The sequence below is a fragment of the Streptomyces sp. NPDC052396 genome (assembly GCF_044593195.1).
GTDB lineage: Bacteria > Actinomycetota > Actinomycetes > Streptomycetales > Streptomycetaceae > Streptomyces.
This window is the reverse complement of record NZ_JBIUAW010000005.1, coordinates 184,403-201,314: the sequence shown is the minus strand read 5'-3', so window position 1 is coordinate 201,314 and position 16,912 is coordinate 184,403. Positions and strand designations below refer to the sequence as shown.

At 72.5% G+C, this 16,912-nt stretch carries 15 protein-coding genes; 3 read left to right on the top strand and 12 right to left on the bottom strand.

The window, feature by feature from the left end; genetic code table 11:
• Positions 1-14: 14 nt before the first annotated feature.
• On the top strand, positions 15-737 hold the full coding sequence (locus ACIHFE_RS14825) for a rhomboid-like protein (RefSeq protein WP_400106407.1): 723 nt from the start codon (positions 15-17) through the stop codon (positions 735-737).
• On the opposite strand, the gene ACIHFE_RS14820 is transcribed toward ACIHFE_RS14825, so the two are convergent.
• From ACIHFE_RS14820 to ACIHFE_RS14780, 9 genes are all read right to left on the bottom strand, one after another.
• Positions 664-1,485 (bottom strand): HAD family hydrolase, encoded by an 822-nt coding sequence (locus ACIHFE_RS14820; protein ID WP_400106405.1) that lies wholly within the window; start codon positions 1,483-1,485, stop codon positions 664-666. The genes ACIHFE_RS14825 and ACIHFE_RS14820 overlap by 74 nt on opposite strands.
• Positions 1,486-1,573: 88 nt before the next feature.
• Complete coding sequence (gene serS, locus ACIHFE_RS14815) at positions 1,574-2,851, bottom strand: serine--tRNA ligase (RefSeq protein ID WP_400106404.1); 1,278 nt, start codon at positions 2,849-2,851, stop codon at positions 1,574-1,576.
• A gap of 648 nt (positions 2,852-3,499) precedes the next feature.
• Positions 3,500-4,441, bottom strand: coding sequence for a prephenate dehydratase (pheA, locus tag ACIHFE_RS14810; protein ID WP_400106402.1), 942 nt, complete (start codon positions 4,439-4,441; stop codon positions 3,500-3,502).
• An 84-nt stretch (positions 4,442-4,525) separates the two neighbouring features.
• Positions 4,526-5,785, bottom strand: coding sequence for an iron uptake transporter deferrochelatase/peroxidase subunit (gene efeB, locus ACIHFE_RS14805; protein ID WP_400106400.1), 1,260 nt, complete (start codon positions 5,783-5,785; stop codon positions 4,526-4,528).
• Entirely contained in the window at positions 5,785-7,629 is a 1,845-nt protein-coding gene (locus tag ACIHFE_RS14800; protein ID WP_400106398.1) for a FixH family protein, read from the bottom strand. Before ACIHFE_RS14800 ends, efeB begins: the two co-directional genes overlap by 1 nt.
• Before the next feature lie 7 nt (positions 7,630-7,636).
• Positions 7,637-8,110, bottom strand: coding sequence for a copper chaperone PCu(A)C (locus ACIHFE_RS14795; RefSeq protein ID WP_400106396.1), 474 nt, complete (start codon positions 8,108-8,110; stop codon positions 7,637-7,639).
• Complete coding sequence (locus ACIHFE_RS14790) at positions 8,110-8,769, bottom strand: SCO family protein (protein ID WP_400106393.1); 660 nt, start codon at positions 8,767-8,769, stop codon at positions 8,110-8,112. The genes ACIHFE_RS14795 and ACIHFE_RS14790 overlap by 1 nt, the downstream gene beginning before the upstream one ends.
• A 107-nt stretch (positions 8,770-8,876) precedes the next feature.
• Complete coding sequence (locus ACIHFE_RS14785) at positions 8,877-9,602, bottom strand: YcnI family protein (protein WP_400106391.1); 726 nt, start codon at positions 9,600-9,602, stop codon at positions 8,877-8,879.
• Positions 9,603-9,701: 99 nt separating this feature from the next.
• Complete coding sequence (locus tag ACIHFE_RS14780) at positions 9,702-10,502, bottom strand: hypothetical protein (RefSeq protein WP_400106389.1); 801 nt, start codon at positions 10,500-10,502, stop codon at positions 9,702-9,704.
• 178 nt (positions 10,503-10,680) lie between these two features.
• Here ACIHFE_RS14780 and ACIHFE_RS14775 point away from each other — a divergent pair, with 178 nt between their 5' ends.
• Complete coding sequence (locus tag ACIHFE_RS14775; protein WP_400106387.1) at positions 10,681-11,160, top strand: ATP-binding protein; 480 nt, start codon at positions 10,681-10,683, stop codon at positions 11,158-11,160.
• Between the two features lie 64 nt (positions 11,161-11,224).
• Here the strand turns inward: ACIHFE_RS14775 and ACIHFE_RS14770 are convergent, their stop codons facing one another.
• From ACIHFE_RS14770 to ACIHFE_RS14760, 3 genes are all read right to left on the bottom strand, one after another.
• A complete protein-coding gene (locus tag ACIHFE_RS14770; RefSeq protein ID WP_400106386.1) occupies positions 11,225-12,205 on the bottom strand; it encodes a polyprenyl synthetase family protein in 981 nt (326 codons plus the stop codon).
• A gap of 145 nt (positions 12,206-12,350) precedes the next feature.
• Positions 12,351-13,814, bottom strand: a complete 1,464-nt coding sequence (locus ACIHFE_RS14765) for an aminopeptidase P family protein (RefSeq protein WP_400106384.1) — start codon at positions 13,812-13,814, stop codon at positions 12,351-12,353.
• A gap of 114 nt (positions 13,815-13,928) precedes the next feature.
• A complete protein-coding gene (locus tag ACIHFE_RS14760) occupies positions 13,929-15,374 on the bottom strand; it encodes a PP2C family protein-serine/threonine phosphatase (protein ID WP_400106382.1) in 1,446 nt (481 codons plus the stop codon).
• Positions 15,375-16,170: 796 nt separating this feature from the next.
• Here ACIHFE_RS14760 and ACIHFE_RS14755 point away from each other — a divergent pair.
• A complete protein-coding gene (locus tag ACIHFE_RS14755) occupies positions 16,171-16,884 on the top strand; it encodes a bifunctional DNA primase/polymerase (RefSeq protein ID WP_400106379.1) in 714 nt (237 codons plus the stop codon).
• Positions 16,885-16,912 lie beyond the last annotated feature (28 nt).

The following is a 16,912-nucleotide window of genomic DNA, read 5'->3' as shown; positions in this document are numbered from 1 at the left end:
TCGGCTACCGTCGAATGGTGGACGACCTCCGCTCCCGGCTGGCCTCCTGGGTGCGTTCCTCCCCCGGCACCCATATCTGGCTGCTGATCATCGGGATCACCAGCCTGGTGATCGCCTCGGCCAGCGAGGGTCTGGAGGCCTTTCTGCTGCACCGCACCAGCAGCAACATCCACGAGCTCAACCAGCACCCGCTGCAGTCCCTGCTGATCAGCGGGTTCTGGATCCAGAACCCGTCCTCGTTCCTGCTCTACGCGGTGCTGTTCGAGCTGATCCACGCCAATGTGGAGCGCTGGGTGGGCACCCTGCGCTGGCTGTGGACGGTGGGCGTGGCCCATATCGCCGCCACCCTGACCAGCCAGAAGCTGCTACTGCTGGCGATAGAGGACCACCGGGCCCCGCGCGCCATGCGGCATGTGGTGGACATCGGGGTGTCCTACGGCCTGGCCGCCGCGGCCGGCCTGCTGGTCCACCGCTTCCCCCGGCCCTGGCGCCGGCTCGCCCTGGCCGGGGTGGTGTTGTTCTTCGCGGTGCCGCTGCTGACCGGCGCCACCTTCACCGATGTCGGCCATGCCATCGCGGCGGCGATCGGGCTGGCCTGCCGGCCGTTCGCCCGTGGCCGGCCGCCCTGGGACTTCGCCGCCGTCCGGCGCCGGCTGGGCGGTCTCAGCCGGAGTGCCGCCGGCCGAAGAGCCGCTCCAGCACCGTCGCGATGCCGTCCTCGTCGTGGGAGCCGGTGACCTCGTCGGCCACCGCGCGCAGCTCCGGATGGGCGTTGGCCATGGCCACGCCATGGGCCGCCCAGCCGAACATCGGGATGTCATTGGGCATATCACCGAAGGCGATGGTGTCCGCCGCCCGCATCCCCAGCCGGCGGGCCGCCAGCGAGAGTCCGGTGGCCTTGCTCAGGCCCAGCGGCAGCAGTTCCACGATCCCGGCGCCCGCCATGGTCACGCCCACCAGGCCGCCCGCCACCGAGCGCGCCACCGCCACCAGGGCGTCGTCGTCCAGCGTGGGGTGCTGGAGGTAGAGCTTGGTGATCGGGGCCGCCCACAGCTCGGCCGCCTCGGTGATGGGGACGGCCGCCACCGGGCCCTCCTTGACCCGGTAGCCGGGGCCGGTGAGCACCTCGCCGTCCAGCCCGTCCCGGCTGGCGGCCAGGTGCAGCGGCCCGGTCTCCGCCTCGATCTTGGCGACCGCCAGCCCGGCCAGCTGCCGGTCCAGCGTCACCTCGGTGAGCAGCCGGTGCTCACCCGCGTGGTAGACCTGCGCTCCCTGCCCGCACACCGCCAGACCCCGGTAGTCCAGGGCGTCCAGGATGTGCCGGCACCAGGCCACCGACCGTCCGGTGACCACGATGTGCGCGGCCCCCGCCGCCGTGGCCAGGGCCAGGGCGGCACGGGTGCGCTCGGAGACGGTCTCGTCGGAGCGCAGCAGCGTCCCGTCGAGATCCGTGGCGACCAGGCGGAACGGCAGCTCGGGACTCACCGTGCCCTCCGGTTCGCCGCTCCGCCCGCGTGGCGCAGAGGTGCGGGCATCGTGGTGAACCGCGGCCCGGCGGCCACGCGGGCGACGCTCACTTGGCGACCGGCTCCAGCACCTCGCGCCCGCCCAGGTAGGGCCGCAGCACCTCGGGCACCCGGACCGAGCCGTCGGCCTGCTGGTGGTTCTCCAGCAGGGCCACGATGGTGCGCGGGATGGCGCACAGCGTGCCGTTCAGCGTGGCCAGCGGCTTGACGTTCTTGCCGTCGCGCATGCGCACCGACAGGCGGCGGGCCTGGAACTCGTCGCAGTTGGAGGTGGACGTCAGCTCGCGGTACTTGCCCTGGGTGGGGATCCACGCCTCGCAGTCGAACTTGCGGGAAGCGGAGGCACCGAGGTCGCCGGTGGCCACGTCGATCACCTGGAAGGGCAGCTCAAGGCTGGTCAGCCACTGCTTCTCCCACTCCAGCAGGCGCGCGTGCTCCGCCTCGGCGTCCTCCGGCGCGATGTACGAGAACATCTCGACCTTGTCGAACTGGTGGACGCGGAAGATGCCCCGGGTGTCCTTGCCATAGGTGCCGGCCTCACGGCGGAAGCAGGGGGAGAAGCCCGCGTAGCGCAGCGGCAGCTTGTCCGCCTCGATGATCTCGTCCATGTGGTACGCCGCGAGGGGCACCTCGGACGTGCCGACCAGGTAGAAGTCGTCCTTCTCCAGGTGGTAGACGTCCTGCGCGGCCTGGCCGAGGAAGCCGGTGCCCTCCATGGCGCGCGGCTTGACCAGGGCGGGGGTGAGCATCGGCGTGAAGCCGGCCGCGGTGGCCTGCGCGATGGCGGCGTTGACCAGGGCCAGCTCCAGCAGGGCGCCGACGCCCGTCAGGTAGTAGAAGCGCGAGCCGGACACCTTGGCGCCGCGCTCGACGTCGATCGCGCCCAGCGCCTGGCCGAGCTCCAGGTGGTCCTTGGGCTCGAAGCCCTCGGCGGCGAAGTCACGCGGGGCTCCGACGGTCTCCAGGACGACAAAGTCGTCCTCGCCACCGCGCGGCACATCCGGGTGGACGAGGTTGCCGATCCGGAGCAGCAGGCGCTGCGTCTCGGCCGCGGCCTCGTCCTGCTCGGCGTCGGCCGCCTTGACCGCGGCGGCCAGCTCGCCGGCCTTCTTCAGCAGCTCGGCCTTCTCCTCGCCGGCGGCCTTGGGGATGAGCTTGCCGAGCGCCTTCTGCTCGGCGCGAAGCTCGTCGAAGCGAGCGCTGGACGACCTGCGCCGCTCGTCGGCGGAGAGCAGCGCGTCGACGAGCTCGACGTCCTCTCCACGGGCGCGCTGGGAGGCGCGAACACGGTCGGGGTCCTCACGAAGCAGGCGAAGGTCAATCACCCCTCAAGGCTACCGTCGAGTGCTGTGATCGCTCGACGCGATATTCCCTTTCGTCGCGGTTTGTCCCATTCTGGGATTGCGGAAAAGGCGGAAAGATCCAGAGGGTATCGGTGTTCCGGATAACCGGGAAATTCCGTCATTCACCCCCGGGCCGCTTACCGGAAAGCGCCGGGCAGGTTGCCGGAAAGCTTGGGAAGGGCGGCCGGAAAATGGCCAAACGGTGCCTAAACGGTGCGTACAACGGCCCGGTCGGCGGCTTGGCAGGCGATGTTGTCCACAGGATCAGGCTCTTCCGCTTCTCTGTCCACAGGCTGTGCGTGAAATCTGTGGATCTCGGAAGCGGTTCTTCCGTTTCTATTTATTCGCCCCGCTCTCTTTACGAGGCTCCGGCGGGGTAAACCTCGCGACAGCACTCTTTCGAGTGGCGATTACTCACCCCAAGGGATTGTTCGAGGCTTTTCGGCTGACGGGCGGCTCATGGATGGCCGCTGTTGACGAGCGCCGGATCTGTGGATAGTCCGATGGGGTGGCTACAGCGATTTGTCGACGTTGACCGTTTTGCACCCTCGTAGAGCGTCTCGCTCTATCGACTTATCCCCAGACCGGGTACCCCCTGTGGAAAACTTTCCGAGTTTTCCACAGGGTCGGTCAGATCCGGCCGTCCTGGCAGCGGGCCAGCCACTCTGCCGCCGCCACGAAGTCCTCGTCCGAGGTGCCCGGCCGCAGACCCGCTCCCGCCCGGCCCGGCGGCTCCTCGCCCGCCCGGGGATAGGAGCCCAGAAAGCGCACCTTGGGGCAGATCCGCTTCAGCCCCGTCAGGGTCTCGGCCACCCGCCGGTCCATGATGTGTCCCTCGCAGTCGAGGGAGAAGCAGTAGCGGCCCATGCCCTCGCCGGTGGGCCGGGACTCGATGCGCATCAGGTTCACCCCGCGCGCGGCGAACTCCTGGAGCAGCTCCATCAGCGCACCCGGGTGGTCATCGCGCAGCCAGACCACCATCGAGGTGCGGTCCGCTCCGGTGCGCGCGGCGGGCCGGGCGGGCAGGCCGGCCAGGACGAAGCGGGTCTGCGCGTTGGGCACATCGTGGATCTCCGTGACCAGCGGCTCCAGTTGATAGGTGGCCGCCGCGAACTCCCCGGCGAAGGCCGCGTCATACCGCCCGTCCCGCACCAGCCGCGCGCCGTCCGCGTTGGAGGCCGCCGACTCCCAGTGCGCGTCCGGCAGTTGGGCCGCCAGCCAGTTGCGCACCTGTGGCTGGGCGACCGGGTGGCCGGTGACCGTCTTGATGTCGGACAGCCGGGTGCCGGGCCGTACCAGCAGTGCGAAGCGGATCGGCAGCAGCACCTCGCGGTAGATGGTCAGCGGGGCGCCGGTGGCCAGCTCGTCCAGGGTGGCGGTGACGCCGCCCTCCACCGAGTTCTCGATCGGCACCAGCGCGGCCGCCGCCTCGCCCTGCCGTACGGCGTCCAGCGCCGCCGGCACCGAGACCATGGGCACCAGTTCCCTGGTGGCCGCCTCCGGCAGGGTGCGCAGTGCGGCCTCGGTGAAGGTCCCCTCGGGGCCGAGGTAGGTGTACCGGGTCGCTGACATCACGCGGTCTCCTTGCGGTCGTGGGGGCGTCCTGGGGATCCGAGGGCAGGCTGGTCACGATAGCGGTGCCCCGGAAGGGATCCGTCACCCCTCCAGCAACCGCTGCCCCACGTACTCGCCCTTGGCACACCCGCCCGGCACCGCGAACAGACCGCTGGCCTCATGCCGCAGGAAGCGGGACAGTCCGTCGCCGCGGTCCAGCTTGCGCTGCACCGGGACAAAGCCCTTCATGGGGTCCGCCTGCCAGGCGACGAACAGCAGCCCCGCGTCGGGCGCGCCGTCCTCCCGGAAGCCGTCGTGGTACGAGAAGGCCCGGCGCAGCATGGCCGCGCCCTGGTTGGAGGCCGGGGCCGCCACCCGGATATGGGCGTCCCCGGCGATGGCCAGCGAGCCGTCCGGCAGGACCTTCTCCAGGTCGGCCGGGGTGGTCTCGGTGCCGCCGGACAGCGGGGCGCCGTCGGACTTGCGGCGGCCTATCACCTTCTCCTGGCGCTCCAGGGAGAGACCGTCCCAGCTGTCCAGCAGCATCCGGATGCGGCGCACCACCGCGTAGGAGCCGCCCGCCATCCAGCCGTCCGGGCCGGAGTGGTCACCGGGGACGAAGATCTTGGCGGCGAAGCCGGCGTCCGAGGGCTTGGGGTTGTTGGTGCCGTCGACCTGGCCCATCAGATTGCGCGCGGTTCTGGGCCGGTCGGTGGCGCCGGGGGTGCGGTTGAAGCCGTTCATCTGCCAGCGCAGCCGGGCGGCGCCGTCGGCCTGCCGCTGGAGCAGGCGCAGGGCGTGGAAGGCGACCAGGGCGTCGTCGGCGCCGATCTGCACCCATAGGTCGCCATCGCTGCGCCGGGAGTCCAGCGCGTCCTGGGTGAAGGCGGGCAGTGGCTCCAGCGCGGCGGGGCGCTTGGCGGCCAGGCCGGTGCGGTCGAAGAAGCCGCGGCCGAAGCCGAAGGTGACGGTCAGCGAGGACGGGCCGGCGTCCAGGGCGACGCCGGTGCGGTCATCCTGCGGCACCTCGCCGGCCATCAGCGCGGCGGCCGTGGCCGACCAGCGGCGCAGCAGGGCGGCGGCGGCCTTGCGGTCGGCGCCCGGGGCCAGGTCGAAGGCCATCAGATGGCCATGGGCCTGGGCCGGTTCCGCGATGCCGGCCTGGTGGCTGCCGTGGAAGGGCAGCGCGGCGGAGCCCACCGTGGTCAGCGCCGTGGGCTCGTCGCGGACCGCCCGGTCCCCGAGGGCGCCCGCGGCGCCGCCCGCCACCAGTCCGGCCGCGCCCGCGGCGGAGGCGGTGCCCAGCAGCCGGCGCCTGGTCAGCAGGGGCCGCTGCGCGGCTTGTTCGGTCTTGTCAGCCATTAGTCGATCTTCACGTTCTCGATCTCGGTGACCTGGTCGATCTCGGAGGTCCGTACGGTCAGGGTGAGCTGCCACTGCCCGCTCATGGGCAGCTGGAAGCCGGTGGTCCGCCAGCGCCCGGCGGACTGGTGTCCAAGGGGGGCGCGCAGCGGTCCGATGTGTTTGTCCTGCTGGGTGAACGAGACGTCCAGCTCGGGGACGTCCATGGGCCGGCCGGCCGGGTCGGTCAGCCGGACGTCCACGGTGTTGCCGCCGGTACGGGCGGGGTCCACGGTGATCCGGGCGGTGCCCTTGCCGTTGGTGCCACCGGTGTCGTACCCGATGCGCACCTCGGCCGGTCCGGTGGGCGCCTGGGCGGCGACGGCCTGGCGCTGCTCGGTGACGGCGCGGCCGGGCTGGGTGCCGGTGAGCACGGTGGTGACCGCCAGCAGGACCACGGCGACGGCGGTCTCGGCGAGCACCGAGCGCCGCAGGGCGCTGCGGCCGGCGTCGGCGTCCCGCTGCCGCCGGCCGGCGGCCTTGGCCAACGCGGCCTGCTGCCGGGCCAGTTGGGCGGCCCGTTCGCCGGTCGCCCGGGGCGCCTTGGCGGGCCCGGCCGGCCTGGGGCGGCCGAGCGGGGCCCGGTCGGTGATCCGGGCGGTCCAGCGCCGGGACCAGTAGCCCAGGCCGACCAGCACGGTCACCAGGCCCACCTTGACCAGCAGCCAGCGCCCGTAGGCGGTGCCGGTCAGCGCGTCCAGGGTGCCGACCTGGCGCCAGCTCTGGTAGAGGCCGGTGGCCACCAGGACGCAGACCGAGGTGAAGGCCAGGGCGGAGAAGCGCCGTACGGCGGCCCGCGGGATCGGTTCGCCCGCCTTGAGCACGGCCAGCAGTGCGACCAGCCCGCCCAGCCAGACGGCGACCGCCAGCAGGTGCAGGATGTCCACCGGCATGGCCAGGTACGACTGGATCCCCACCGAGGCGTGCTCGGCCAGCGACCAGGTGGCCGCCAGCCCGCCCGCCACCAGCGCGCCGCCGGCGCCCAGGCTCCAGACCACGGCCCGGCGCTCCATGGGCACCGGGGCGTCCTCGCGGGCCTGGCCGCCGAAGAGCACGGCCAGGAACACCGCCGCGGCGCTCAGCAGCACCAGCCGGCAGAGCATGGCCGCGCCTGGCTTGGTGGACAGTGCCTCGGAGAGCAGGGCGGGATCGGCCACCGAGCCCAGGCCCTTGCCCGCGGTGTAGGCGCCGCGCAGCAGCAACAGGACGCCGGTGGCGGCGAACAGCGCCACCCAGCCGCCGACCGCCACCCGCTGCACCGGTCGCGAGGACCGGCACACACCCGCGAAGACACAGGCGCCGGCCAGCAGCGCGAAGCCGCCGTAGGCGGTGTAGCGGCCGATGCCGTACAGGCTTCCCACCACCGGGTCGGTGGTGGCGACCGCGGACTTCACCACGGTGCTGGAGGGGGCGCCGATGGAGAAGGTGAAGGCACCGGCCACCGGGTGGCTGTCGGCGGAGACCGCCTGCCAGGCGACGGTGTAGGTGCCGTTGCCCAGAACGGAGTTCAGGGTGACCGCGGCCGTGTCGGCCCGGCCGTCCTGGTGGGCGGGCCGGCTGTTGTCCACCCGCTTGCCCTGGGGGTCCAGCACCCGCACCGAGTCGGCGGACAGCAGCACCCCTTCGGAGAAGGTGAGCCGCACCTGCTTCGGGGCGCTGGGCAGCACCGATCCGCTCCTGGGATCGGTGGCGGTGAGCGCGGCGTGCGCCGAGGCGGTGCCCGCGCCCACGGTCAGGGTGCACAGCAGCGCGGCCAGCAGGGTGCCCAGCAGCGCCGCTATCCGTCCGGCGGCCGGTGTCCTCATCGCGCCGTCAGCCTTCGGGACGGTAGGTCGCGCTCTTCACCGGAACCTGGACCTTCACCGGGGCCGAGTCGGCGAAGTGCAGGGTGAACTCCACCTTCTCGCCCAGCCCGGGCTTGTGCGAGAGCTTGCCCAGCATCAGATGGGTGCCGCCCTTGGCCAGCGTCAGCTCGCCCTTGGCGGGCACCTGGAGCTGCTCGGCCTGCCGCATCCGGGAGCCCTCGGTGGTGTGCATGGTGATGTCGCCGGAGAGCGGGCTGGTGACCTCGGTGAGCTGGTCGGCCTTGCCGCCGTCGTTCTTCACCGTGAAGTACGCGGCCGCCATGTCGTCCATGGCCGGCTGGGGCATATAGGCGCCGCTCACCGAGAGCTCGGCGTGCTTGCCGGCGGACGAGCCGTCCGCGCCGCAGCCGGTGACCAGCACCAGGCCGCCGGCCAGCAGCAGCGGAAGGGCCGCGACGGCGGCCACGGTGGTCCTGCGCATCACGGGTTCTCCCCCTTGACGATCTTCGGGAGAGCCTTGGCGTACTGGTCCGCGGTGGTGTCGGCGGTGAAGATCCAGTGGGCCTTGTCGTCCTTGGGGGAGATCCCGACGACCTGGGCGCCATGGCTGACGGTCACCGAGCCGTCCTTCTCCTTCTTGGCCTTCTCCACCAGGATCCCCTGCGCCTTGGCGGCCGCCTGGATGCTGTCGAAGTCGCCGGTCAGACCGACGATGTCCTGCCCGCCCTGGGCGTCCAGCCACTTGCGCATCCGCTCGGGGGTGTCCCGGTCGGGGTCGGTGGTGACAAAGACGATCCGCAGGTTCCGCTGCTCGTCCTTGGGCAGCTGCTTGGCCGCGGCGGCCATGTCGGAGACCACGGTGGAGCAGACGTCCGGGCAGTAGGTGTAGCCGAAGTAGAGCAGGACCGGATGGCCCTGGGTCTCCTTGACCAGCTCGTACTTCTTGCCGGAGGTGTCGGTCAGCACCAGGTCCGGCTTGGGCTTGGGAGTGTCCAGGGGGATGGCGATCTGCTTGGCGGACTGGCCGGAGACCTCGGCGGCGGGCTTGTCGGCGTCGGAGCCGCTGCCGGAGCCGCCGCAGGCCGTCAGGGCGAGCGCGGCGGCGGTGACCAGGGCCGCGCCCAGGAGCTTGGTGCGCATGGAGCTTCTTCTCCAGGGGGTGGGTTGGGCGGCGCGGGTCCGGCGGAGGTACGGCTCCGCCGGACCCGGCCCGTTCCGTGCGGTGGTGAGGCGGGATCAGGCGCTGATCAGGCGGCGTTGCGGCGGCGCCCGGCGAACACGCCGTAGCCGACGCCGGCCGCGCCGGCCACGATGCCGGCGACGCCCAGCACCCGGGCGGTGGTGTCGGAGGACGAGCCGCCGGAGCCGCCGTCCTTGGCCGGAGCGGCCGGCTTGGCGTCGTCCGCGGCCTTGGCGTCGACCAGCTTGAGGACGGGCGCCGGGTGCTCGGGCTCCTTGCCGCCCGGCATGGACGGGTCGATCCAGCGCACCACGTCATTGTCCGAGTAGGTCTGCAGCGCCTTGAACACCAGCTGGTCGGCGTCGGTGGGCAACTGGCCGACCGACAGCGGGAACTGCTGGAACTGGCCGGGCTCGATCTTGCCGCCGGTCCAGGTGACCTTGGTGACCGCCTCGGTGACGGTGCCGTCGTCGGTCTTGACCGGCTGGTCCAGCTTGCTCTTCTCGACCTTGACGTCCCAGCCCGGCACCGGCTGCGGCATCACCGAGGCCAGCGGGTGCTTGGGGTCGAGGTCCAGCTCCAGCTTGACCGTGGAGGCGTTGTCCTTCTCGTTGGGGACCTTGATGGCGATGGTGCCGTAGCCGCCCTTCTGGGCGGTGCCGGGCTGCACGCTGACATGCGCGAAGGCGGGTCCGGCCAGCAGCAGCACACCGGCGGCGGCGAGCGATCCGGCCACCGGGAGACGGCGCAGCAGGGACGAGCGGGTACGCGAGGCGGTCATCGAGGCGTTCATGACGAAACACTCCAGGGACTGTGGAGGCGGTTGAGGGTGAGCGCGCATGCGGCCACACCGCGACCGCCCTCCGTCGGAGAACCGGAGCGCGTCGCGTGATCAGGCCGCGAGGGCGAAGCCCGGCGGTCCCCGCCTGATCACAAAGTGCTGGAGTTCCGGCTCCCGCGCCGGACGCCGCTCCCGGCGCTCGCCACGCCGCACCGGCGCGGCCGGCTCCTCGGCGCTCCGGCCGAGCAGGGCGCGTATCAGGGTCAGCGCGGCGCGCAGCGCGCGCACCGGCGCGAACTCGGCGATGCCGCGCGCCGACAGCCGGACCAGGCGCCACAGGGCCGCTTCGCCACGGCGCAGCAGCCAGCCCAGGGTGAGCGCGGCGAGCAGGTGGCCGAGCAGCATCTGCGGGGACAGCGGCAGCAGATGGGCCAGCGCGTCATGGCCGGCCGAGGGGCCGGCCGGTGCGGGCATGGCGGTCCCGGCCTGGTGGGCCATCGGGTCCAGCCCGGCGTTGCTGATCACCCGGCGGGCCTGGTCGGGGGAGAGCGGTGGGTGCTGGTTGCACAGCAGCCTTCCGGCGAAGCCGGCCAGCGGGCCATGGGCACCGCCGCCGTCCGGTCGCGGGGCGGGCGGGGCCATGCCCCGCTGCCCCAGGCCGAACAGCGCGTGCAGCGCGAGCTGCCCCAGGGCCAGGGCGGCCGCGATGCCCGGCAGCGAGCGCTCCCGCCCGGCCAGCGAAGCGGCCGGCGCGAAGACGGCCAGACCGCCGGCGGCCAGCGTCCACAGCGGCACGCTCATCCCGGAGGCCAGCGCATGCCCGCCCGCGGACAGCAGAACACAGACCGCGGTGAACACCGCGGCCCGGATCAGTCGCAGATCGGCGCCGGCGCGCGCGACGGGGTGAGGCATGACCGCGCCATCATCCCACCGGACCCACCCATTCCTTACGGCAGGGTGGGGCGGCATACCTCAATGCGCCGTCCCGTCGCATCCGCCGAATGAGCGGTGTCAGGCACCCGGCAGGCTTACCACCCGTCGCGCGCGGCTATAGGTATCGATATGTCGAGCCGCAGCCAGGAGGCTGAGCATGAGCATTTGGTGGTCACTCCACTTGCGGCGCGAGGCTGCGAGCGTTCCGCTCGCCAGGCGATTGCTGGTCGGTGCGATGGAGACGGCGGGAGTCGATCCGGAGACCGCCTACGACCTGGCGGTGGCCCTCAGTGAAGCGTGTGCCAATGCGGTGGAGCACGGGGGTGACTCCTCCACCGGCTATCGCGTCACCGCCCGCATCGAAGGAGACACCTGCCGGATCGAGGTCATCGACTCCGGTCCGGGCTTCACCAAACGGCCTCGCCCCTGCGAACGTCGCCCCGCCCACCGGCGAAAGCGAACCCCGGCTGCCGTCCATGACGAGCACGGCCGGGGTCTCTTTTTGATCGAGTCCCTGACGGACAACGTTCGCGTCCGCAACCGCCCCGGCCACCGAGGTGCGGTGGTCAGCTTTGACAAGATCCTCAAGTGGAGAGAGGGCGGCCCGCCGCCGGCGGCGCTGCTGCGGGCGTCCTGAACCCCGGCCGTCACAAGGAGCGAAGCCCTCAGACGGAGCGAAGCCCTCAGACGGAGCGAAGCCTTCAGACGGTCTCCACCGCCCCCGCCAGCTCCGCCAGCCGCTCCCGGTGTTCACCGGCCGGCAGCGCGGCCAGGTGGCCGCGGGCCCGCTCCGCATAGCCGTGCAGCATCTCCGCGGCCCCGTCCAGTGCCCCCAGCTCCCGCAGCAGTACGGTCAGCCGGCCCAGGGCACGTGGACCGCGGCCGGCCCGGGGGACCAGCCGCCGCAGCCGGCGCGCCTGCCGCGGTGCCGCCCGCTCCATGGCCAGCAGCACCGGCAATGTGGGCCGGTGGTTGCGCAGATCGCTGCGGGCCGGCTTGCCCGCGGCCCGCCGGACGCCCTCGTTCTGGTAGGGCAGCAGGTCGTCACGGATCTGGAAGGCGATGCCCAGCGCCTCGCCATAGCCGGCCAGCGCCTCGCCGGCCGTGGGGCCGGCCCCGGTGAGCAGGGCGGCGGCCAGGCAGGTGCCGCGCAGCAGGGCGGCGGTCTTCATGGTCACCATGGCCAGATAGGCGTCGGTGCCGCAGTCCAGGTCGCCGCGCAGCCGTTCCTCCAGCAGCTGGCCCCGGCAGACCTCGACCCCGGTGCCGCCCACCAGGGCGATGAAGTCCAGCTGGCGGCGTGGTCCGACGCCTTCCAGCCGGTGCTCGGCCAGGTCCGCGAAGTACCGGCAGAGCATGGCATCCCCGCCCAGCAGCGCCTGGGTGGGGCCGAATCCGGCCGGTACCGAGGGGCGGCCCCGGCGCTCGGCGTCCCCGTCGATCAGGTCGTCATGGACCAGGCTGGCGGTGTGGTGTCCCTCAAGGGCCACCGCCAGTCCCGCCGCCTGCCCGGGGTCGCCGCCGAGCGCCGCCACGCACAGCAGGAACAGCCGGGGGCGCAGCAACTTGCCCTGGGGCAGCAGGGCGTGACGGGCCAGCCGGTCCAGCGGGTCGCCCTCGGCGGGCCAGAGCTCCAGGGTGCGTTGCCGGTAGTAGCGGGCGAACTCGTCATCAGGGTTCAAGGCTCCTCGGGCGGGTCGGCGGGACGGCTGTCACTCCAGCCTTCCAGCGCATGCCGCCGGCCACACCCCAACGGTGCCGTGAACTCACCGCCGCCCCCGCCCGGCCGCGCATCCGCGATCATCCGCGGATGCGCGGCCGGCCGGCTCAGCCCCGGGTGCCCTTGAGGTCCGCCATCCACGCCTCCACCTCGGCGGAGGTGCGCGGCAGCGCGGCGGACAGATTGCGGCTGCCCTCCTCGGTGACCAGGATGTCGTCCTCGATGCGGACGCCGATGCCCCGGTACTCCTCCGGCACGCTCAGGTCGTCGGCCTGGAAGTACAGGCCGGGCTCCACGGTGAGCACCATGCCGGGCTCCAGCACGCCCTCGACATAGCTCTCCCGGCGGGCGACCGCGCAGTCGTGCACATCCATGCCCAGCATGTGGCCGGTGCCGTGCAGCGTCCAGCGGCGCTGCAGGCCCAGCTCCAGCACCCGCTCCACCGGGCCCTCCACCAGGCCCCACTCGACCAGCTTCTCGGCCAGCACCCGCTGGGCGGCGTCATGGAACTCGCTGTACTTGGCGCCCGGCTTGACGGCCGCGATGCCGGCTTCCTGGGCCTCGTACACCGCGTCGTAGATCTTGCGCTGGAGCTCGGTGTAGCGGCCGTTGACGGGCAGGGTGCGGGTGACATCCGCGGTGTAGAGGGTGTGCGTCTCCACGCCCGCGTCCAGCAGCAGCAGGTCGCCGGAGCGGACCGGGCCGTCGTTGCGCACCCAGTGCAGGGTGGTGGCGTGCGGGCCGGCGGCGCAGATGGAGCCGTAGCCGATGTCGTTGCCCTCCACCCGGGCGCGCAGGAAGAAGGTGCCCTCGATATAGCGCTCCGAGGTGGCCTCGGCCTTGTCGAGGACCTTCACCACGTCCTCGAAGCCGCGCACCGTGGAGTCCACGGCCTTCTGCAGCTCGCCGACCTCGAACTCATCCTTCACCAGCCGCTGCTCGCTGATGAAGACCCGCAGCTCCTCGTCCCGCTCGGCGGTGACCTTGTCGGTGAGGGCGGCCTCGATGCCCGCGTCATGGCCGCGCACCGCGCGCACCGGACCGGTGGCCTCGGTCAGCGCCTCGGCCAGCTTGCGCACATCGGCGCAGGGCAGGCCGTAGCGCTGCTCGGCCTCGGCCAGGCTGTTGCGGCGGCCGACCCACAGCTCGCCCATGCCGTCCAGCCAGAACTCGCCGTTCTCGCGGCTGGAGCGGGGCAGCAGGTAGAGGGTGGCGTCGTGGCCGTCCGCGGCCGGCTCCAGCACCAGCACGCCGTCCTGGGTCTGGTCGCCGGTGAGGTAGGCGTACTCGGTCGAGGCGCGGAAGGCGTATTCGGTGTCATTGGAGCGCGTCCTGAGGTTGCCCGCGGGGATCACCAGGCGCTCGCCGGGGAACCGGGCGGAGAGCTCGGCGCGGCGCCGCGCGGTCTGCCCGGCCTGGGGTATCGGCCGCAGGTCGCGCTGCTCGGTGTCGGCCCAGCCGCTCTTCATGTTTTCCGCAAGCTCATCGGAGACGGCCGGGTAGAGGCCGTTCTTCCGCTGCTTGATGGGCTCGTCGCCTTCGGGGTTCTCGGGCGCGGGCTGCTCGGTCATGCTCTCCTCCTCGAACGGGGCCGTCATCCATCGTAGGTGTGGCCGAAAGAGGGGGAGAGGGCCGGAAGCCATCGATTAAATGCCCGATATCGGATGTATCCCGGCAAAACGCAACTATTCGAAATGGGCGACCAGCAGCACCACATCATCGGTGATCTCGGCCGTCTCGTCCGGCAGCACCGTGCGCAGCACATGGTCGGCGATGGCGTCCGGGTCATGCCGGGAGTTCCGGGGCACGGTCGCCGCGGCCAGGTGCAGCCGGGCGAAGGCCCGGTCCATGGCGGCGCCGGTGCCGCGCAGCAGCCCGTCGCTGTAGAACAGCAGCGTCTCGCCGGGGGCCGGCTCGATCTCCACGCTGGGCGCCTCCCAGCAGGCCAGCATGCCCAGCGGTGCGGACAGGCTGGTCTCCACATACTCGGTGCGGTGGTCGCCGAGGACCAGCGGCGAGCAGTGGCCGGCCCCGGCCACCACCACCTTGCGCAGGGCCGGCTCGCAGTAGGCGAACAGGGCGGTGGCCGCCCGGGCGGGCTCGGTCAGCCGCAGCAGCAGCTCCAGGTCGGAGAGGACGGCGACCGGATCCTCGCCCTCCATCACGGCATAGGCGCGCAGCGAGGCCCGCAGCCGGCCCATGGCGGCGATCGCGGTGGGCCCGGATCCGGTGATCGTGCCCACCGCCAGGCCCAGCGCGCCCTCGGGCAGCGGCAGGGCGTCGTACCAGCTGCCGCCGCCCTGCGCGCCGGGGCGGTGCCGGACGGCCAGCCGGATGCCGGGCACCCGGGGCAGCCGGCTGGGCAGCAGTTCGGAGTGGAGGACGGTCAGGGTCTCCCGGACCCGGTCCAGCTCCAGCAGCCGGGCCAGGTGCTCGGTGGCATAGCCGCAGTAGAGGCCGGCCAGATGCCGTCGCCGCTCGGCGGGTTCGGCCGGCTCCGGGTAGAGCCAGACGGCCGCGCCGAGCCGGTGCGGAACCGGAGTGGCCACGTCCAGGGGGACGGCATAGCTGGCGGCGTAGCCGAGCCGGGCGGCCACCTCGCGGTGGCGGGGGTCCAGCCCGTCCTCGCCGGTGATGTCCGGGTGGCAGACGCCGTCCCGGGTGCCCACCGGAGGCAGGTCCTCCAGCAGGCGCACATAGGGGGAACCGGTGCGGGGCGCCGTGTGCTCGTGCGGGATGGTCTCCAGATGGCCGAGGTCCGCCCGGCCCAGGCCGAGGCCCACGGTGACCGGGGGGCCGCCCTCGGGGTGCAGGGTGACCAGGCCGCGTCCGGCGCCGACCAGGGACGCTCCGGCGCGCAGCAGTTCCTGCAGGGCGTCGTCAAGGGTGGTGGTGCGCAGCAGTCGCTCGATCAGTTCCTGGAGCGTGGTGAGATCGGAGACCCAGCGTGCGAGATGGTCCTGGACCAGGGCGCCCGCGGTGGGCGAGGCGGCCGTGGAACCGGCCTCGGAATGGTCCTCGGAAGTGGCCGCGGAGGAAGGGGAACCGGCGGCCGGGGAAGCAGAAGAGGGAGCGGGAGCGGGGACCGGAGGATCGATTCCGGCCACTTTCGGGAGCTGGGGCGCGGTCATGGCCGTCTGCCCCGGCGGGGCGGGGGTGGACCGGCCGTGCGGCGGGTTTCGGACGGTACGTGCCGCAGCTCGCCGGGGCCTTTGCGGCTCCTCGCCGACCTGCGTGTTTCATGGAATAGCACCGCAAACCCCCTGTCGTGGTGCGCGCTATAGGTGGCTCCACATGTACACGCCCTGGTGAGCGGATGTCCAGCATTGGACCAGTGGGAATGATGGTGTCTGAGGGGTTTTGAAGTTGGCCGGAAAATAGTGCTGTGGCCGCCCGATTGCTGTCGACTGACGTCGTTCGACAGCGCGTCACCGTTACCGCGGTGGGTACGTACTCGAGGACGGGCAAGGGGAGTTGACGGGCTCCGGAACCCGGTAGCGGGTGCCGGGCGTCTTACCCGGCGACGGCCGCGCCCGTCCCCGGGCGGTGTGGGGCGACCCATGCCGTCGGCGAGGGGCGCACCGGTCCAGCACAAAGCGCCATACCCGCGCCACCCTCCGCCAGGTTTCACGCTCGGCCCCCGGCGTGATGCGCTGCGTTGTACGCGCAGTGGCTCGTGATCCATGTGGTGCGCCGGTCCCCGAGGGCCACGGCGCGTTGAGCGCCGCGCCCGCAATGCCCGTAGTGCCATGTAGTTCCCGCGGTCCGCGCGAGGTGTCCCGCGGTTCGACACCGGTGCGGGCGAGTTCCACCCCAGCTCCACCAGCAGTTCCGAGCAGTGCAAGCAAGCAGTGCAGGACGGCCCTGGTCAGCGGACCGGGACCGCCTTCGGCGTTCACGGACGTTCACGGAAAGGAACGAGCGCTCATGCGCGAGATCCTCGGCAGGCGACGCAAGCTTTCGCTCCGGCGGACCGGCCGTTCCGCGGTGCTCACCGCGGCCCTGACCTACGCCACCGAGTGGCGCTGGCCGGTACTCCCCGGGGTGGGACTGCGGCCCGGCATCGGCCGGGTGCGCGAATGCGGCTGCGCACATCCGGACTGTGCGGCTCCGGGTGCCCACCCCTTCGACCCTGGACTGCTGGCGGCCACCACCGACGCCGCCATGGTGCGCTGGTGGTGGACCAACCGGCCGGAGGCGCCCATTGTGCTGGCCACCGGTGAGCGGGCGGCCTGCGCGGTGAGCCTGCCGGCGGTGGCCGGGGCGCGCTCGCTGGCCGCCTTCGCCCGGGCCGGGGTGCGGCTGGGCCCGGTGGTGGCCACCCCCACCCGGTGGACGCTGCTGGTGGCCCCCTACTCGCTGGAGGTGCTGGGCGAGCTGCTGCACCGCCAGGAGTGGGTGCCGGGCTCGCTGCGCTTCCACGGGGAGGGCGGCTATGTGGTGCTGCCGCCCTCGGTGACCGGTTCCGGCCGGGCCCGCTGGGAGGTGGCGCCCAAGCTGCCGGCGGTGCCGGTCCGTTCGTCCCGCCCGTCCGGCCCGGCCCGGCCGTGGCTGCCGGATGTGGCGAGCGTGGTGGATGTCCTGGTCGAGCAGAGCGCGGCCACCGGCATGCCGGACGGCGGCAGCCGCCTCGCCCACTGAGCCGGCCGACCGCGGCCGGCGGCGCGTG